This is a genomic window from Sulfitobacter rhodophyticola, assembly GCF_041281685.2.
Lineage (GTDB): Bacteria > Pseudomonadota > Alphaproteobacteria > Rhodobacterales > Rhodobacteraceae > Sulfitobacter.
The window spans coordinates 3,189,087-3,206,809 of the sequence record NZ_CP166251.2 but is presented as its reverse complement, the minus strand read 5'-3'; the positions used below and the strand labels follow the sequence as shown (position 1 = coordinate 3,206,809).

17 protein-coding genes are annotated in these 17,723 nt (G+C 60.7%); 9 read left to right on the top strand and 8 right to left on the bottom strand.

Annotated elements, in window-relative coordinates; translation table 11 throughout:
- Positions 1 to 23: 23 nt before the first annotated feature.
- The 4 genes from AB4X18_RS16780 to AB4X18_RS16765 form a co-directional block, all read right to left on the bottom strand.
- The gene (locus tag AB4X18_RS16780; protein WP_370401167.1) at positions 24 to 2,753 is read right to left on the bottom strand and encodes an ATP-binding protein; all 2,730 of its coding nucleotides are present in this window, start codon (positions 2,751 to 2,753) and stop codon (positions 24 to 26) included.
- On the bottom strand, positions 2,753 to 3,028 hold the full coding sequence (locus AB4X18_RS16775; RefSeq protein ID WP_432816815.1) for a hypothetical protein: 276 nt from the start codon (positions 3,026 to 3,028) through the stop codon (positions 2,753 to 2,755). Before AB4X18_RS16775 ends, AB4X18_RS16780 begins: the two co-directional genes overlap by 1 nt.
- Complete coding sequence (locus tag AB4X18_RS16770) at positions 3,025 to 3,390, bottom strand: response regulator transcription factor (RefSeq protein ID WP_370401165.1); 366 nt, start codon at positions 3,388 to 3,390, stop codon at positions 3,025 to 3,027. The genes AB4X18_RS16775 and AB4X18_RS16770 overlap by 4 nt, the downstream gene beginning before the upstream one ends.
- A gap of 109 nt (positions 3,391 to 3,499) precedes the next feature.
- On the bottom strand, positions 3,500 to 4,795 hold the full coding sequence (locus tag AB4X18_RS16765; protein WP_370401164.1) for a short-chain fatty acyl-CoA regulator family protein: 1,296 nt from the start codon (positions 4,793 to 4,795) through the stop codon (positions 3,500 to 3,502).
- Between the two features lie 230 nt (positions 4,796 to 5,025).
- Here AB4X18_RS16765 and AB4X18_RS16760 point away from each other — a divergent pair, with 230 nt between their 5' ends.
- The 5 genes from AB4X18_RS16760 to AB4X18_RS16740 all read left to right on the top strand — a co-directional run bounded on the left by AB4X18_RS16760 (position 5,026) and on the right by AB4X18_RS16740 (position 10,281).
- A complete protein-coding gene (locus AB4X18_RS16760) occupies positions 5,026 to 6,372 on the top strand; it encodes a substrate-binding protein (protein ID WP_432816814.1) in 1,347 nt (448 codons plus the stop codon).
- 109 nt (positions 6,373 to 6,481) lie between these two features.
- Complete coding sequence (locus AB4X18_RS16755; protein ID WP_370401163.1) at positions 6,482 to 7,510, top strand: branched-chain amino acid ABC transporter permease; 1,029 nt, start codon at positions 6,482 to 6,484, stop codon at positions 7,508 to 7,510.
- Positions 7,511 to 7,514: 4 nt separating this feature from the next.
- Positions 7,515 to 8,723, top strand: a complete 1,209-nt coding sequence (locus AB4X18_RS16750; RefSeq protein WP_432816813.1) for a branched-chain amino acid ABC transporter permease — start codon at positions 7,515 to 7,517, stop codon at positions 8,721 to 8,723.
- A 12-nt stretch (positions 8,724 to 8,735) separates the two neighbouring features.
- Entirely contained in the window at positions 8,736 to 9,500 is a 765-nt protein-coding gene (locus tag AB4X18_RS16745; protein ID WP_370401162.1) for an ABC transporter ATP-binding protein, read from the top strand.
- 28 nt (positions 9,501 to 9,528) lie between these two features.
- Positions 9,529 to 10,281 carry an ABC transporter ATP-binding protein gene (locus AB4X18_RS16740; protein WP_370401161.1) on the top strand — a complete coding sequence of 251 codons (753 nt, stop codon included), beginning with the start codon at positions 9,529 to 9,531 and terminating at the stop codon, positions 10,279 to 10,281.
- A gap of 63 nt (positions 10,282 to 10,344) precedes the next feature.
- Here the strand turns inward: AB4X18_RS16740 and AB4X18_RS16735 are convergent, their stop codons facing one another.
- Positions 10,345 to 11,835 (bottom strand): AMP-binding protein, encoded by a 1,491-nt coding sequence (locus tag AB4X18_RS16735; protein WP_370401160.1) that lies wholly within the window; start codon positions 11,833 to 11,835, stop codon positions 10,345 to 10,347.
- Positions 11,836 to 11,971: 136 nt separating this feature from the next.
- On the opposite strand from AB4X18_RS16735, the gene accB reads away from it, so the two are divergent.
- From accB to aat, 3 genes are read left to right on the top strand one after another with little or no spacing between them, the layout of a single operon-like run.
- Positions 11,972 to 12,472: an acetyl-CoA carboxylase biotin carboxyl carrier protein gene (gene accB, locus AB4X18_RS16730; RefSeq protein ID WP_370401159.1), complete on the top strand. Its 501-nt coding sequence runs from the start codon at positions 11,972 to 11,974 to the stop codon at positions 12,470 to 12,472.
- Positions 12,473 to 12,483: 11 nt separating this feature from the next.
- A complete protein-coding gene (gene accC / locus AB4X18_RS16725; RefSeq protein ID WP_370401158.1) occupies positions 12,484 to 13,836 on the top strand; it encodes an acetyl-CoA carboxylase biotin carboxylase subunit in 1,353 nt (450 codons plus the stop codon).
- Between the two features lie 5 nt (positions 13,837 to 13,841).
- Positions 13,842 to 14,477 carry a leucyl/phenylalanyl-tRNA--protein transferase gene (gene aat, locus AB4X18_RS16720; RefSeq protein ID WP_370401157.1) on the top strand — a complete coding sequence of 212 codons (636 nt, stop codon included), beginning with the start codon at positions 13,842 to 13,844 and terminating at the stop codon, positions 14,475 to 14,477.
- Here the strand turns inward: aat and AB4X18_RS16715 are convergent.
- Positions 14,441 to 14,803 (bottom strand): DUF2155 domain-containing protein, encoded by a 363-nt coding sequence (locus tag AB4X18_RS16715; protein WP_370401156.1) that lies wholly within the window; start codon positions 14,801 to 14,803, stop codon positions 14,441 to 14,443. The two genes, aat and AB4X18_RS16715, sit on opposite strands and share 37 nt — an antisense overlap.
- Before the next feature lie 12 nt (positions 14,804 to 14,815).
- Positions 14,816 to 15,199, bottom strand: a complete 384-nt coding sequence (locus tag AB4X18_RS16710; protein WP_370401155.1) for an NADH:ubiquinone oxidoreductase subunit NDUFA12 — start codon at positions 15,197 to 15,199, stop codon at positions 14,816 to 14,818.
- Positions 15,200 to 15,353: 154 nt separating this feature from the next.
- Here AB4X18_RS16710 and AB4X18_RS16705 point away from each other — a divergent pair, with 154 nt between their 5' ends.
- Positions 15,354 to 17,306: an FkbM family methyltransferase gene (locus AB4X18_RS16705; RefSeq protein WP_432816812.1), complete on the top strand. Its 1,953-nt coding sequence runs from the start codon at positions 15,354 to 15,356 to the stop codon at positions 17,304 to 17,306.
- Here the strand turns inward: AB4X18_RS16705 and AB4X18_RS16700 are convergent.
- Positions 17,303 to 17,665, bottom strand: coding sequence for a RidA family protein (locus AB4X18_RS16700; RefSeq protein ID WP_370401152.1), 363 nt, complete (start codon positions 17,663 to 17,665; stop codon positions 17,303 to 17,305). The two genes, AB4X18_RS16705 and AB4X18_RS16700, sit on opposite strands and share 4 nt — an antisense overlap.
- Between the last annotated feature and the right edge of the window lie 58 nt (positions 17,666 to 17,723).

Below are 17,723 nucleotides of genomic sequence, written 5' to 3'. Positions count from 1 at the left end.
GGTTACCAAGGGATTTATGCGGCCTAGGAAACCCATGCGGAGGGACGTTCAGGTGCCACACCCCGCACCGCCTGCGCAGGCAGCGTCACCCGAAAGCCCGTGCCAGTTCCATTGTGCAGATATTCAATGCTTCCCCCAAGGCGCAGCATCACTTCACGACAGATGGCAAGGCCAAGGCCCACGCCTTCGCCCTCCTGACCGTCCACGCGGCTGAACTTTTCAAAGATTACCCCCCGCGCCTCGGGGCTGAGCCCCGTGCCGTTGTCCACGAAATCAATCGTCACGCCGCCTGACTGTTGTGCAACGGTGATCCGCAACTCCGGCGCATCGGCGCGGCAATACTTGTGGGCATTGGTGATCAGGTTGATGAACACCTGGACCAGCCGGTCAAGATCCGTATGCAACCCTATGTCCTCCTTCGCACCGTCCCGGACAACACTGATCGGATCCGCATGCGCGGCCAGCGCGGTGCTTTGCGCGCGGTCCAGAACGTCCCCCAGCAGGCCGGAGGCCGGATAAAGCGTGACCTGCCCGTTCTCCAGGACCGAAAGGTCAAGCAGATCATCCAGCAACCGGGTCAGGCGGATTGTCTCGCTGTGGATGATCGAGGCATAGCGGGACTTTTCTTCACCGCTCATGTTCGCCGCATCGCGCAGGATTTCGGAAAACGACCGAATGGAGGTCATGGGCGTGCGCAACTCGTGGCTGATTTGGCTGAGGAACGTGTCCTTCTGTAGCGACAATTGTGTCAGCTTGTCATTGGCCGACCGAAGCTGACCGGCGGTTGCCGCCAGTTCGCGGGATTTGGCTTCCAGTTGGCTGGAATATTCCAGCATCTGCGCGGATTCGTCGGCCACCGCCATCAGATCCTGCACCGACACGGACGTACCGCCGACAATCTGCGACACCATCGCATGGGCCGTGGCCGCCCCCACCGATGCCGCCAGTTCCCGCTCCAGCGCCTGAACAAACTCCGATGTTGGCTCCGGCAGGACCCCCGGCAAGCCCTGCATGCGGGCATGTTTGGCAAAGAACGCCTGCGCCTCCGTCCCCCCCAGGATACGCTGGGACATGATCATCAGATCCTCGCTGCCTGCCACGGTCGCCGTCCACCCGCGCGCGGGGCCCACGTGCTCCAGCACGTTAACGAACTGCGCGCCCTGAAGCCGTTCGATCGGGTCGGGAAACGTGACAAGAGAAACCAGGATGAAAGAAAGCGTATTGAGCCCGATGCTCCAGATTACCGCGTGCACTGTCGGGTCAAGGCCCGTGATCCCGAACAGAGCCTGTGGCCGCAACCAGCCGAGCCCCATGAGCCCCTGTTCAAAGGTCATGCGCGACAGGGCCACGCCTTCGCCAAAACTGGGCAACAGCATGGTAAAGACCCACAGGCCAAACCCCACACCCAACCCTGCCAGTGCACCCGCCCGCGTGCTGCCGCGCCAAAAGATGCCGCCCAGCAGGGCCGGCAGGAACTGCGCCACCCCTCCGAAAGAGATCAACCCGATCGCCGCCAAGGCACCGCTGCCGCCGGAGGCCCGGTAATATACAAACCCTAACCCGATGATCAGCAGCACCGACAAACGGCGCGCCCGGATCACCACCGCACGGACATCGCCCGATTGGACCGCACCGCTGGACCCGGCCTTGAGCCAGATGGGCATGACGATGTGGTTGCTGACCATGGTGCTCAGCGCCAGTGTGGCCACGATCACCATCGAGGTTGCCGATGAAAACCCGCCCAGAAACGCGAGCGTCGCAAGACCGCTCTGCCCCTGGCTGAGCGGCAGCGACAGCACGAACAAATCCGGGTTGGATCCCGGCGGCATCAGATCCAGCCCAAGAACGGCGATAGGCACGACGAACAGGCTGATCAGCACCAGGTACAGCGGAAACGCCCAAGAGGCGATCTGCAGATGCCGTTCCTCATCGTTCTCCACCACCATGACCTGAAACATCCGCGGCAGGCAGATGAAGGCCGCAGCAGAAACCATGGTCAGCGCGACCCAGCGCCCGCCCTCCACCTGCCAGCGTCCGATGGGTGAGGCATCGATGCGCGCAAGGGTTTCGCCCAGGCCGCCTGCCAGCCCCCAAACCACAAAAGACCCCACGGCGATCAGGGCAAAAAGCTTGACCACCGCTTCGATGGCGATGGCGATGACGACGCCGTGATGGCGTTCGTTGACGTTGAGGTTGCGGGTGCCGAACAAAAGCGTGAAAACCGCCAGCCCCGCCGCCACCCAGAACGCCGCCTGCCAGCTGTTGAACGCCCCGCCGCCCCCTTCGCTAAGCATCGGATCGGGGGCGGCAAAGATCTCCAGCGACAGGACCACCGACTGTAATTGCAGGGCGATGTAGGGGGTCACCCCGATCACCGACATGATCGTCACCACGACCGCAAGCGTATTGGATTTCCCGAACCGCGAAGAAATCAGGTCCGCAATCGACGTCACCCGCTGGCTGCGCCCGATGCGCACAAGACGGCGCAACACCCACCACCATCCGATCATCACCAACGACGGCCCCAGATAGATCGTCAGATATTCAAGCCCCGACCGCGCCGCGTATCCCACGGCGCCGTAGAACGTCCAGGCCGTGCAATAGATCGACAGCGACAGGGTATAAACCAAAGGAGAGCGCAACCAACGGCTTGCCTGTCCGCGCACCGCCGCACGTTCCGCAACGAAGGCCACCACAAAAAGAGCCACCACATAGGCAAGGCAGACGAAGATCAGCTGGTTGAGGGTCACCATCAGTTTGGCGGCATGCCGGTGCGGGATGTTCCCCGCCACAACAATCGCGCGACGAATGCCAGCAGCACCCAGACGGCAAAGAGGTAAAGAAGCGCGGCGGAGGTCGACACCCCCTGCCCCGCCGCCTCATCCGGCAGCGGCCAAAGAAGCGGCACCATCCACAGGATCAAACCCAGAAACGGCAGGATCCGGACACCGTCCCACAACCTGCGGCGACGATAGCTGTGCCGCTCCAGAAAGATGGGCCGGGGCACGGGATCAGGCCGCCCCGTCATTTTGCCGTCAACTCGCGCACCGCATCAAGCATTTCGGCATTTGAGAAAGGTTTGGTCATGAAGCGGCTGACCCCCGCCTTTTCCGCCGTCTCCCGGTCGCTGCGTTGACCTCGTGCGGTCAGCATCAGCACCGGCATGTCCGTCAATGCAGGATCCGCCCGCAGATCGTGCAGGATTTCAAAGCCGCTTTTGCCCGGCAACATCACGTCCAGCATCACCAGATCAGGTGTTGCATTACGGATCACTTCCACCGCGTTGGCGCCATTGGCCAGCGTTTCCACCCGCCATCCATCGTTAGACAACAGGAAACGGATCGCTTCGGCGATGTTCAATTCATCTTCCACAAGCACAACGTGCTTCATCTGGCGCGCCTCCCCTCGCTTGTGTTCCGCCGCTCTCTCTCCCTGAACGGGCGCAACACCACTTTACGATGCACCGGAACGCCCTTTGCTGTCAAAGCGGACGTGGCGCTCAGATACCAGCGCTGAGGATCGATGGTTCGCGCCGTGCGGCACAGGCCTCCTGCGCGCAGACACGGCAGGTCGACCCGACCATTTCTGCCGCCGCGCCGTCGGGCGCAGACGGCAAAAGCAACATCACCCCCTGCACAAGCGGGGCTGCATTGTAATCCGCAGGCGCAGGCAGTTCCGCCGTTGCAAAGCTGTAGAAACCCGCTTCGGAACGGCTCACCTGCCGGACCTTCCGCGCCACGACCGTACCCGGTTGCGACAGCGCACCGAACAGCGGCCAAAGCGGGCAGCAGGCCCCGTGACGCGGCACGGTGAAGCCTTCGACGGATTTGCGGAAAATAACCGTGCCAGCGCGGTCGCAAACGACTAGACCGGCACCAAGTTCAGGCAGCGCGGCCATGCGGCGCAGGACGCGTCCGACCGGTTGTCCGGTCTGCCGCGCAAGGGTCATCGGGTCGGTGCCATGCGCCGCGATCTCTTCGTGCAGGTGCGCGGTAGGCAAGGCCTGCGCATCTTTGGTGATCTGCTCCAGCACCCGAACGGCGATGAAACGGGCGGCTTGGCTGCGCAACTCGACGGCGGCGTCCACCATCTGCTCCAGCGCCTCCCGGCTCGGTGCTGCATGCTCCGTCGCTTCAAAGCGGAAATCATGGCGCGCAAGGAAGGCTTCCACCTCCTCCTGGGGGGAGCCTGCCGCGTCATCTGCATCCGCCTCCACGTTGAGATGCGCCAACAGGGCTTCCGCGCTTTGGGACAGGCGTCGGCTGTCCTCGTTTATATTGGCATGAAACCGGCTGCGCCATTCCGGTTGCAGCGTCTTGGTCTCCGCGAGGATGGCAGCGGTGGACCGGATCGAGGCCGCGGTCGTCAGCAATTCATGCATTGATGCGGCAAGATGCGGATCATGGGCCAGACGGTCGCTGAGCGCTTCGATCGTTTCCTCCAGTGTCGCCACCCTGCGGCACGTGCCCACCAGAACGTCAGCCCAGCCGGGAAACCGCCCGGCGAATTCTTCGACCTGTGCAGCCTCCGGCCCGGTCAGCCCGGCCTCCACCGCGGCTTCGCGCAGGGTTGCAATCAGCGCCGCCTCAGCCCCTTCGGTCAGTGCCTGCGCCTCGGTGCCCAGCCGCTGCGCGATGCTGAGCAACAGCTTGCCACCGATTCTGCGGCGGTTGTGTTCGATCAGATTGAGGTAGCTGGCAGAGATGCCGATGTCGCGGGCCAGATCGGCTTGCTTCAAACCCGCCATGACCCGGCGTTCGCGAATGCGGCTGCCTGTCAATGTCTCAACAGCCATGGCACACGCCCGGGTCATTATGACAGAAATTCAACATCTTTCTGCAACGCAGTATCATCAAATTTACAATCTCCATCCAACCTTTGAGAAGATATTTACAGAATTATCATTCAGATCAAAGGGCTTATTGAACCGTTTTCACATCCCACCCAAGATGGCTTTGCACAAGAGTGTCTGTTGCTTCGACCCAGGGAGGGATCGCTGCACAGCAAATCAAACGGGAGGACTTCATGTCATTTTCTAAGCTGACCCGCCGCGGTCTTATTCAGACAGGCGCAGTTGCAGGCGCGGGCCTTGCGCTGCCGACCTATCTGCGCGCCGACGGCCATTCAGGGTTTACCAATGCCCCAACCGGCGGCACCGTGACGCTGGGCTTCAACGTACCCCAGACCGGCCCCTACGCCGAAGAAGGCCTTGACGAACTGCGCGCGCAGGAACTTGCCGTTCAGCACCTCAACGGCGAAGGCGACGGCGGCATGTTGAACACCTTCAGCTCCAAGGCGCTGCAAGGCAACGGCATCCTGGGCAAGAAGGTCACCTTCGTAACCGGCGACACCCAGACCAAATCGGATGCCGCGCGCGCGTCTGCCAAGGCGATGATCGAAAAAGATGGCGCGATCATGATCAACGGCGGCTCGTCCTCAGGCGTGGCTGTTGCGGTTCAGGGTCTCTGCCAAGAAGCGGGCGTGATCTTCATGGCCGGTCTGACCCACTCTAACGACACGACCGGGAAAGATAAGAAAGCCAACGGCTTCCGCCACTTCTTTAACGCGTACATGTCGGCTGCCGCACTGGCGCCGGTGCTCAGCTCCGCCTATGGCGCTGACCGCAGAGCCTATCACCTGACGGCAGATTACACCTGGGGCTGGACGCAGCAGGAATCCATCGCTGCCGCCACCGAAGCGGTCGGTTGGGAAACCGTCAACAACGTGCTGACGCCGCTGGCATCGACCGATTTCTCTTCCTACATCGCGCCGGTGCTGAACTCCGGTGCGGACGTTCTGGTGCTGAACCACTACGGCGGCAACATGGTCAACTCGCTGACCAACGCGGTGCAGTTCGACCTGCTCAACAAGGAAGTAAACGGCAAGAAGTTCGAAATCGTCGTGCCGCTCTACTCCGAACTGATGGCGGCTGGTGCCGGTGCGAACGTGCAGGGCGTGATCGGATCCATGAACTGGAACTGGCAGCTGCAGGATGAAGGCTCCAAGGCGTTCACCAAATCCTTCGGTGAAAAGTATGGCCGTCCGCCATCCAATTCCGCACACACATGCTACGTTCAGACGCTGCTTTATGCAGATGCGGTTGAGCGTGCCGGCACCTTCAACCCCTGCGGTGTCGTGGAGGCTTTGGAAGGTTTTGAGTTTGACGGCATGGGCAATGGTCCGACACTTTACCGCGGTGACGACCACCAGTGCTTCAAAGACGTGCTTGTCATGAAGGGTAAAGAGAACCCAACGAACGAGTATGACACCCTTGAGATCGTTGAAGTGACCCCAACCGAGCAGGTCACCTACGCGCCAGATCACCCAATGTTCGCCGGTGGTGACCTGGGCACTTGCAACCCAGGTGCATAAGTAACTGATCTTTCTATGATAATTCCGGGCGCGTCACGCACGCGTCCGGAAGCAATTCACCGCCACGCTTGAAAGTGCAGCGTGACGGTCATGGTCTAAGGTGGGGACAATGGACGCAATCCTTCTTCAAATTCTCAACGGTCTCGACAAGGGCTCCGCTTATGCGTTGATCGCCCTAGGTCTGACCCTGATTTTCGGCACGCTGGGGGTTGTGAATTTCGCCCACGGGGCATTGTTCATGATTGGTGCTTTCTGCTCGGTCACGTTGCAGCGTATCCTGACCCTGTCGACTGAAACCATCCACGAGACGCAAAAAGACTTTCTGGGCAACCCGCTCAAGATCCAGACCCCTTATGTGGAAAACTGGTTCGGACCGGAAGTCGGATCCGCCATCATCGGTTGGTCGGTGCCGCTTGCGATCCTCTTTGCGATCCCTGTGATGCTGTTTATTGGCTACGCGATGGAACGCGGGCTGATCAAACACTTCTACAAGCGCCCCCACGCCGACCAGATTCTTGTTACATTTGGTCTGGCCATCGTGTTGCAGGAGATCATCAAGTATTTCTACGGCGCCAATCCGATCCCGACTCCTGCCCCCGACGCCTTCAAAGGCAGTATGGACATCGGCGCGCTGCTGGGTCTGGACGCGGTGTTGGCCTATCCCTACTGGCGGCTGGTGTACTTTGGTTTCTCGGCACTTATCATCGGTCTTGTCTTTGCCTTTCTGCAGTTCACGACCTTTGGCATGGTGGTGCGTGCGGGCATGGCAGACCGGGAAACCGTGGGCCTGCTGGGCATCGACATCGACCGCCGCTTTACCATCATGTTCGGCATCGCTGCTGCGGTGGCGGGGCTTGCGGGTGTGATGTACGCCCCAATCAACAGTCCGAATTACCACATGGGTATGGATTTCCTTGTCCTCAGCTTTGTGGTGGTGGTCGTCGGCGGCATGGGCTCCTTACCGGGAGCGGTGCTGGCGGGGTTTCTGCTTGGTATTCTGGAAAGCTTTGCATCCATGAACGAGGTAAAAGCCTACCTGCCGGGCATCGACCAGATCATCATCTATGTGGTCGCAATTATCATTTTGTTGACACGTCCGCGGGGCCTGATGGGCCGCAAGGGCGTGATGGAGGAGTAAGGACATGTTTGGACTTGGAAAACGCGATGCGACACTGCTGATCATCGTCGCCGCTCTGACGCTGTTTGCGCCCTTCATCTTGAACCCCTTCCCTGCCGGGTCAGGCTTGGCCCAGTTCAACGCGGGCTACCCGGACCTGATGCAGCGGTTCGTGATCTTCGGCATCTTTGCAATCGGCTTCAACATTCTCTTTGGCCTGACCGGCTACCTCTCCTTTGGCCATGCGGCCTTTCTGGGGATAGGATCATACGCTGTGGTATGGATGTACAAGCTGCTGGATTACAACATTATCTGGGGCTTGCCGTTGGCCGTGATCGTATCGGGTATCTTTGCGCTGGCGATCGGGTTCATTTCACTGCGCCGCTCAGGCATCTACTTTTCGATCCTGACACTGGCCTTCGCACAAATGATGTTCGCGATCAGCTACTCTGACCTTCTGGGCCGCTTTGCGGGCACCACGATCACAAACGGGGAAACAGGACTTCAGGTCTATACCTCTGACCCGCAGATCCTGATCAGCCCCGGCGAAACGGCACCCCATCTCTTTGGTCTGGTGGAAATGCGCTCCACCTTCACGCTGGATGCCGGGGCGTGGTCTTTTGACTTCAATGCGGGCTACTACCTGTGTGCGGTGATCATGTTGATGGCTTTCTACCTGGCGATCCGCATCTTTCGCTCGCCCTTTGGCATGATGCTGCGGGCGGTAAAGTCGAACCAGCAGCGGATGAACTATACCGGGCTGAACACCCGTCCCTATACGCTGGCGGCCTTTGTCATCTCAGGTATGTATGCCGGTTTGGCCGGTGGGCTGATGGCGGCCATGGACCCTCTTGCCGGCGCGGAGCGCATGCAGTGGACAGCGTCAGGCGAGGTCGTGCTGATGACCATCCTGGGGGGGGCCGGTACGCTGATCGGGCCGGTTCTGGGCGCGGGCTTTATCAAATACTTCGAGAACATCTTCTCCAAAATCAACGACAACGTGCTGCATAGCTGGTTCGCCTTCCTGCCAGACGGGATCGAGGACTTCGTCGTGACCATCGTGCACCCCTTCGTGGGCAAGGGCTGGCACCTGACGCTGGGTCTGATGTTCATGGCCGTGGTGATCTTCCTGCCCGGCGGCCTTGTCGAAGGCGGCCAGCGCATCGGCAGGCTGTTTGGACGCAACAAAACTTCGAACACGACGCCCGATGGCACCAAGACCCCTGCTGAATAAGGAGAAAGACCCATGGCTATTCTCGAAGTAAAGAACGTCGGCAAGCGGTTTGGAGGCCTCCAGGCGCTTGGTGACGTGAACCTCAGCGTGGCAGAAAATTCCTGTCACGCGATCATCGGGCCGAATGGCGCAGGCAAATCCACCTTGCTGAACTGCCTGGTGGGCAAGCTGATCCCGGACACTGGTTCAGTCATGTTTGACGGCCAGTCCGTGCTGGGGCGCAAACCCTACGAAATCAACCAGATGGGCATCTCCCGGGTGTTTCAGACACCCGAGATCTTCACCGATCTGACAGTGATGGAGAACATGCTGATCCCCTGTTTCGCCAAACGCGACGGTGCGTTCCGCATGCATGCCATCGAAGCCATCAGTAACGAGAAGGACATCATCGGCAAGGCAGAGCATATGCTTGAGGAAATGAACCTGATCGACAAGCGCGAGATGCACGCCGCCGCCATGTCACGCGGTGACAAGCGTCGGCTGGAGATCGCAATGTGTCTGGCACAAGATCCCCGCCTTCTTCTACTGGATGAACCCACGGCGGGCATGGCGCGGGCCGATACCAACAACACCATCGACCTGCTCAAGCAGATCAAGGAAGAGCGCGACATCACCATCGCCATCATCGAACACGACATGCACGTGGTCTTCTCTCTTGCCGAACGCATCACGGTGCTGGCGCAGGGCACACCGCTGGTGGAGGACACGCCGGACAACATCAAGGGGCACCCCAAGGTGCGCGAAGCCTATCTGGGCGAAACCCAGGACGCCGCCTGAGCGCCGCCTTTGACAAGGAACCAAAGAGATGAACACGCAAACACTTGATAAGAATGCCAATCATGCGGCAACAGCCCCGGCGTTCCTGTCCGTCTGGGACCTGCATGCCTATTACGGTGAAAGCTATATTGTGCAAGGCATCAGCTTTAATGTGCACGAAGGTGAAATCCTGGCCCTTCTGGGCCGCAATGGCGCGGGCAAGACCTCCACCCTGCGTGCCATCGCCCGTCTGGCAGAACCTGAGGCACGCCACGGTGAGATTTGGCTAGACCACAAGCCGTTGCACAAGATGGCGTCACACGAAGCCTCTCAAGCCGGTTTGGGCCTTGTCCCCGAAGACCGCCGGATCATTCCCGGCCTGACGGTTGAGGAGAACCTCAAGCTGGCACAGATCGCGCCACCCATCGGCTGGTCGCTGGAGCGGATTTATCAGCTGTTCCCCCGGCTTGGAGAACGCAAAAGCCAGGAAGGCACGACGCTTTCGGGTGGCGAACAGCAGATGCTTGCCATTGCGCGCGCACTGGCACGCGACATCAAGGTGTTGCTGCTGGATGAGCCTTACGAAGGACTGGCCCCGGTGATCGTGGATGAGATCGAAAAGACGCTTGGCATCATCAAGGATCAGGGGATCACGACCATTCTGGTGGAGCAAAATGCGGTACGCGCGCTACAGCTGGCAGACCGGGCGGTGATCCTGGATACGGGCGGAATCGTCTTTGACGGCACTGCTCAAGAGGTGCTTGAGAACGAAGCACTGCGGGCGGAATACCTCGCTATCTGATCAGGGTGGCGGGCGTTGTAACGGGTCACGCCCGCAACATGTATCGGACGCGCCCGTTTCCGATCACTCCGCAAGCAGCTTTCGCAGCTCTGTCTTCAGCACCTTGCCATAGTTGTTCTTCGGCAAGCTGTTTACGCGCAGATAGGCTTTGGGCCGCTTGAACCGCGCAATTTGCGCCAGACACAGCGCGTCCAGCGCCGCATCCGTGGCATCGCCCACAATGAAGGCGACCACTTCTTCGCCCCAGTCCGCATGCGGCCGCCCCACGACGGAAACTTCGCTGACGCTTGCGTGCTGCAACAAGACTTCCTCCACCTCGCGCGGATAGACATTGCTGCCGCCGGTGATGATCAGATCCTTGCTACGGTCGTGCAACGTCAGATACCCCGCCGCGTCCAGCGACCCCATGTCACCCGTGCGCAGCCATCCATCCTGCAACGCCTGCGCGGTGGCATCGCTGTTGTTCCAATATCCCGGCATCACAGGCGCGCCGCGCACCATGATCTCGCCCACCTGACCTGCATCAAGTGGCTGGCCTTCATCATCCGCGACCTGCACCTCGACAACCGCCTGTGCACGGCCCACGGAACCCAGCCGCACACGCCAGTCAGCATGATTGCGGTCGGCCACTTCAGCGCGCGACAGGGCAGTGATCGCCATGGGGCATTCTCCTTGCCCGTAGATCTGGACGAAGACCGGACCGAAGTGATCCACCGCCGCGCAGATGTCAGCCACATACATCGGCCCGCCGCCGTAGACGACGGTGCGCAGCCCCTCTCTGCCTGCGCCTGTTGCCACCGTATGATCGGTCAGCCGTTTCACCATGGTGGGGGCGGCGAACATGTGGACCCGGCCATGGCGGGCGGCAAGCGACAGTACTTCCGCAGGGTCAAAGCCGCCGCTTTGCGGGCAGACATGCCGCGCCCCTGCGCGCACATGCATGATATTGTACAATCCCGCGCCATGGCTCATCGGTGCGGCGTATAGGGCGGTATCTGCCGCACTGACCGCGTCCACATCGACTTCATAGCTCAGCGCCATTGCCATCAGCATGCCGTGGGTGATCATCACACCCTTGGGTCTGCCCGTGGTACCAGAAGTATAGAAGAGCCACGCCAGATCTTCGGGCGTGCGATGCACGATTCCATCAAAGGGGTCGGCTTGGAGGATCGCATCGAATTCCACGCCCGGTGCCGAAACGCTGGGGATGTCGGCCAGGGCGTCTGCCAATTCGGGCGATGCAAACGTCAACTTTGCGCCGGAATCGCTCAGGATATGCGCGACCTCGCGCGCGTGCAGCTTGGCGTTGATCGGGACCACCACAGCACCCGCCATCCACGCCCCGTAAAGCACGACCAGATACGCGGGATCGTTGCGCATGAAGATGCCCACGCGGTCCCCCGGCAGAATGCCCTGCACCTCAAGCCATCCTGCAACGGCCCTTGCCTGCGCCGCAAATGCCGCATATCGCGCCACCAATTCCGTCCCGGAATAAAGCGCGGGCGCGTCCGGCGATACCGCAGCGCGGCGTTCCAGCCATCGTGCCAGATTCAATGTCCTTCCCCCCTCATGCGCCCCCGCGCGTGGAATTCCCCGTACAACTCGCCGCTTTCCTTGCTATGCCCCATGACATATAAGCGAAAAAAACGTGCACCCGGACCCACCGGGGACGAGGAAACGTCGAGGAACCATGCCAAAGAATACCCATGACGCTGATGTGGCCTTTATCCGCGCTCTCGCGGAATTGCTCAATGAAAATGATCTGACCGAATTGCAGGTCAAACGCGACTACGCGGAAAGCGACAGCCTGAACGTGCGCGTCAGCCGAAAGCCACCGCAGCAGGTGGTGGCGGCACCCGCCCCGGCACATGTGGTGCCTGCCCCGGTGGCCAACCCCGCACCTGCCGCAGTTGCCAACCCCGGCGCCAGCGACAGCGGCGAAGACCCGGCCGCCCATCCCGGTGCCGTGACTTCGCCCATGGTCGGGACTGTCTACATGCAGGCCGAACCCGGTGCGCCTGCCTTCATCACCGTGGGTGCCAGCATCAGCGAAGGCGATACGCTGCTGATCGTTGAAGCGATGAAGACGATGAACCACATCCCCGCGCCCCGCGGCGGCACCGTCAAACGCATTCTTGTCGGGGACGGCGACGCCGTCGAATTCGGCGCACCCCTGGTGATCATCGAATAAGGGGCCGACCGATGTTCAAGAAAATCCTGGTCGCCAACCGAGGGGAAATCGCCCTGCGCGTGATCCGTGCGGCGCGCGAAATGGGCATTCAGTCCGTCGCGGTGCATTCCACCGCCGACAGTGATGCAATGCACGTGCGCATGGCCGACGAAAGCGTCTGCATCGGCCCACCCGCCTCCGCGCAGTCCTATCTGTCGGTGCCTGCCATCATCGCCGCGTGTGAGATCACCGGCGCGGAGGCGATCCATCCCGGTTACGGTTTCCTCAGCGAAAATGCCCAATTTGTTCAGGTCATCGAAGACCACGGCCTGACCTTCATCGGCCCCACCGCCGAACACATCCGCATCATGGGTGACAAGATCACTGCCAAGGACACCATGAAAAAACTCGGTGTGCCTTGCGTGCCCGGATCCGAAGGAGGTGTTGCCACGCTGGAAGAGGCGAAGGCGCTGGGGGACGAAATCGGTTATCCCGTGATCATCAAGGCCACGGCGGGCGGCGGCGGCAAGGGTATGAAAGTCGCGCAGAATGCTGCCGAGATGGCCAAGGCCTTTCAGACCGCGCGCGCCGAAGGCAAATCGAACTTCGGCAACGACGAAGTTTATATCGAGAAATATCTGACGACCCCCCGCCACATTGAAATCCAGGTATTTGGCGATGGCAAAGGGAAGGCGGTGCATCTGGGCGAACGCGACTGTTCCCTGCAGCGGCGGCACCAGAAGGTGTTCGAGGAAGCCCCGGGTCCCTCCATCACCGCCGAAGAACGCGCCCGCATCGGCAAGACCTGCGCGGATGCCATGGCCGACATCAATTACATCGGCGCGGGCACCATCGAATTCCTGTACGAGAACGGGGAATTCTATTTCATCGAGATGAACACACGCCTGCAGGTCGAACACCCGGTGACCGAAGCCATCTTCGGCGTCGATCTGGTACGCGAGCAGATCCGCGTTGCCGAAGGCCTGCCCATGTCCTTTGACCAGGACGCGCTGACCATCAATGGCCACGCGATCGAAGTGCGCATCAACGCCGAAAAACTACCCAGCTTTTCGCCCTGTCCGGGGAAGATCACCCAGTACCACACGCCCGGCGGACTTGGGGTGCGGATGGATTCCGCGCTTTATGACGGTTACAAAATCCCGCCCTATTACGACAGCCTGATCGGCAAACTGATCGTGCATGGCCGCGACCGGCCCGAAGCGCTGGCGCGTCTTGGCCGGGCGCTGGGGGAATTGATCGTGGACGGTGTCGATACCACGGTGCCGCTGTTTCATGCCCTGCTGGCGGAAGAGGCCGTGCAGCGCGGCGACTACAACATTCACTGGTTGGAACATTGGCTGGAAACCAACCTCGGCGACGCCTGAGCGCGATGCCCGAACTGACGCCGGAGATCCTGTTAAGAGGGTACGCAATCGGGATTTTCCCGATGGCGGAGCACCGCGATGACCCGGATGTGTTCTGGGTCGATCCGCAGCGCCGGGGCGTTCTGCCGCTGGATCGGTTTCATCTGTCCCGGTCCCTGGCCAAGGCCATGCGCCGCAGCGCCTTCACCCTTGCCGTCAACCGTGATTTCGAAGGTGTTGTCGCTGGCTGCGCGGAACGGTCCGAGACCTGGATCAATGACAAAATCGCAAACCTTTACAGTACCCTGCATGCGCACGGCCATGCACATTCAATGGAAGTCTGGGACGACGATATGCTGGTCGGCGGGGTTTACGGCGTTACGATGGGGGCTGCGTTCTTTGGGGAAAGCATGTTTTCGCGCCGGACCAATGCATCAAAGATGGCTCTGGCGGCCCTTGTGGATCGGCTGCGGCAAGCGGGATACACGCTGTTCGATACGCAGTTCCAAACCGACCACCTTGCGTCCCTCGGGGCGGTTGAAATCACCCGCAGCCAGTATCACGGCAGGCTCGAAAACGCCAAGGCGCGCAACGCGCAATTCATCGCGCCCCCCATTCCGACCCTTCAGGAGGTGGTGCAGCGGATGACCCAGACATCGTAACGCTGATGTTCAAGCGCCGACAAGGCGGGGCTGGACGCGATCATCCAACCGGAAAACAGCAATCCATCCTTGCCCGCCTCTGAAATCTCCAGCGCGGCATAGGCATTGCCTGACGGGTTTCCGGCCGGATAACGGCAGTCGCGCATTGCAATCTGCAAACGCCCCTCCTGCACCGCCTGACCGCGCCGGATCTCCAGATCCCGCGTGTCGCCCGATGTCTTGTCCAGCACACGCAGCACCGCACCGGACGCGCTTGCCACGTCCTGCGCGGCTGCGGCACCGGCGCAAAGACCGATGATGGAAAGGACGCAAACAAGCCAGCGCATCACTGTCGCCCCCTATTCCGGGCTCCAGGCTTCGTAGTCGTCGCGCGGCTTTGGCTTGACCTGACGCAAGGATCCCGCGGGGGCATAGGCCATTGCAGTGCCTGTCAGGTTCTCGATATGGGGCTTTTCCCATGATTTCCGCGCCAGCGGCTTTTCCGTCGGCGGCTCATCCCAGGTACGGTGCAGCCAGCCATGCCATTCCGGACTGACGCGGGATGCTTCCATTTCGCCGTTGAACATCACCCAGCGGCGGCTGTCATCCTTGTTGTGGTAATAGATGTTGCCTTGGTCATCCTCACCCACCTTGATGCCCTTGCGCCATGTAAAAAACTGGGTGTTGAGCGTGCCCCGCTCCCACCATGTCAGCGCCCGGAAAATTGTGTTGAGAATGCCCATGATCTCTCCGCCTGTGGTTGGGCGTGTTATGCACCATACGCACGTGCTGGTCCAGCGGGTGTTGCTTCAAAGACTCCCAATCGCCGATCCCCGCTTACACACTTGGCGTTAACGCCGTCTCGCGATACTATGCCGCAAACAGGGAGTATACCCGATGGCGAGCAGCACGACCAAATCCAAGGCCAAGACAGCCACCAAGCCAAAGACGGCGGCCAAGTCCAAAACAGCGGCAACGTCGAAAAAAGCGGCCACGCCGAAGACGGCGACCAAGTCGAAGACAGTGGCGAAATCACGGACGGCGACCAAGGGCAAGGCAGCCTCCGCGTCCAAGACGCCACCCCCTTCCAAGACCGAACCGGCAGCGGTCTGTCACGGGGTAAAGGTCCCCGACAGTCCGATGGTGACACCCGAGCGCGCCAACCGGATCAATCTGGCGCGGTATGAGGGACAGGAAATCGCCGGCGCGCTGGAAGTCGTGCAAGAGGGCGATCATGTGCTGGAACTGGGCGCGGGGCTTGGCATTGTCGGGGCCGTGGCCGCAAAGAACGGCAAGCCCGCGAAGGTCATGTCGTTTGAAGCCAATCCCAATCTGATCCCCCATATCAACGCGCTTTACAAGATGAACCGGCTGGGCAAGACGATCGAAGTCCGCAATGAGGTGCTGATCAGCGCGCCTGACGCCCCCGAAACGATGCCCTTCCACATCCGCAATTCCTATCTGGGCTCGTCCCTGATCGAGGCTGAAAACCGGCGCACCACCCGTGTGGACGTCAATGTTGCGAAATATGCCGACGTGCACAGGGATTTCAAACCCACTGTCCTGCTGATGGATATCGAAGGCGGGGAGCTTGATTTTCTGCGCCATGCCAATCTGGACGGCGTGCGCGCCATCGTGATCGAATTTCATCCCAACGCGTACGGCAAGGAAGGGATGCGCGAATGCAAATCCATTCTTGCACGTGCGGGATTTTCGCAGGTGCGGGGCCATTGCACCCGCCACATCTGGACCTGCACCTATGATCCGACCTTGCAGCCCCCCCACCCCGATGGCGGCTGGACCGAAAGCATCGAAACGGTCAAGAAAGCGGTTGTCGTGCCGCCGCTGGAAACGGGATTTGTACAGCGTGCGGGGCTGCTGGATGCGGATGGCAATTACCTTGCCAACGGCGCGCTGTGGCGCAATGGCCGTGCGCTGACCGTGACCCCAGATATGCCGGAGGGCAAACTGCCCGTCCGCAAGGGCACATGGCTCTGGGCTGGGGTGCTGTGGATGCACTTTGGCCACTTCCTTGTCGAAAGCACCTCGCGCCTGTGGGCGCTGAACCAGATCAAGGACAAGATCGACGGTATCCTCTACATTCCAAAGCGCCCCAGGAACGGCCCAGAAGTGCTTGATATGCATAAAGAGTTTGCACAACTGATGGGGTCGGACGTCCCTGTGGTCTGTGTCGACAAACCCGAACAAGTCGAACGGTTGATCATTCCGGGCCAAGGCGTCGGTCTGGGCAAGATAGTTTCAGGCACCCAGGCCTACCGCGACGCAATCAGCGCGCGGTTTGCCAAGGACGTCAAGGCGGACGGCCCCGACAGGCTTTATATCAGCCGCAGCAAGCTGCCCGCCGGGCGCGGCACGCTGGTGGGCGAAGCAGAGCTTGAGGAAAACCTGATCAAGCAAGGCTATACGATCTATCACCCGCAAAAGCACGATCTGCACAGCCAGATTGCCACCTACAAGGCCGCCAAGCAGGTTCTGGCCGCCGAAGGATCGGCGCTGCATCTGCTGGCCATGGTGGCTGGACCGAAGACCCAGATCGGCATCGTGGTGCGCCGCCCGTCGGGTGCCACCAATCAGCTGATCCGCCACGTGGAAAGTTTCTCCGGCACCTCCCCGACCGTCGTCACCGCCCTTGCGCGGTCGTGGAAACCGTCACAGGACGCAAAGCCGCGCATGTGGATGGGCGAACTGGATATGCCCGCGCTGGAAAAGGAACTGGCAGCGGCCGGTTTCGTCAAACCCGCCAAAACCACTTGGAAAGCGCTCAAAACCGCCGAGGTCAAGAAACGCCTCGGCAAGAACTTTGTCGAAGTCGAGGTGGAACCCGCCTAACCCGGAAGCAGGGCTGTCACCTCAATCTCGATCCGCATCTCCGGGCGCAGGAGGCCGCATTCGATCATCGTGGCGGCAGGTGGGTTATCCCCGAACGCCTTCACCAACAGCGGCGCGCAGAGATCAAATTCCGCGCGATCCGGCAGCATGTAGGTGACCCGCACCGCGTCTGCCATGCTGGCCCCTGCTTCAGACAAGGCCGCTTCGATGATCCCCAGCGCGGAACGGCACTGGGCCACCACATCGTCACCCTGCCCCACGGTGCCTGCCACATGCACAAACCCGCCTGCGACAACGGCCCGACAGTAGCCAATCTTCTTTTCGAATTCTCCGCCTGAGTGAATGCGCCGAATGCTCATCTGACAGGTCCCTCCACCATGAAAAAAGCGGGCCTGCGCAGGCCCGCTTTCAAATCGT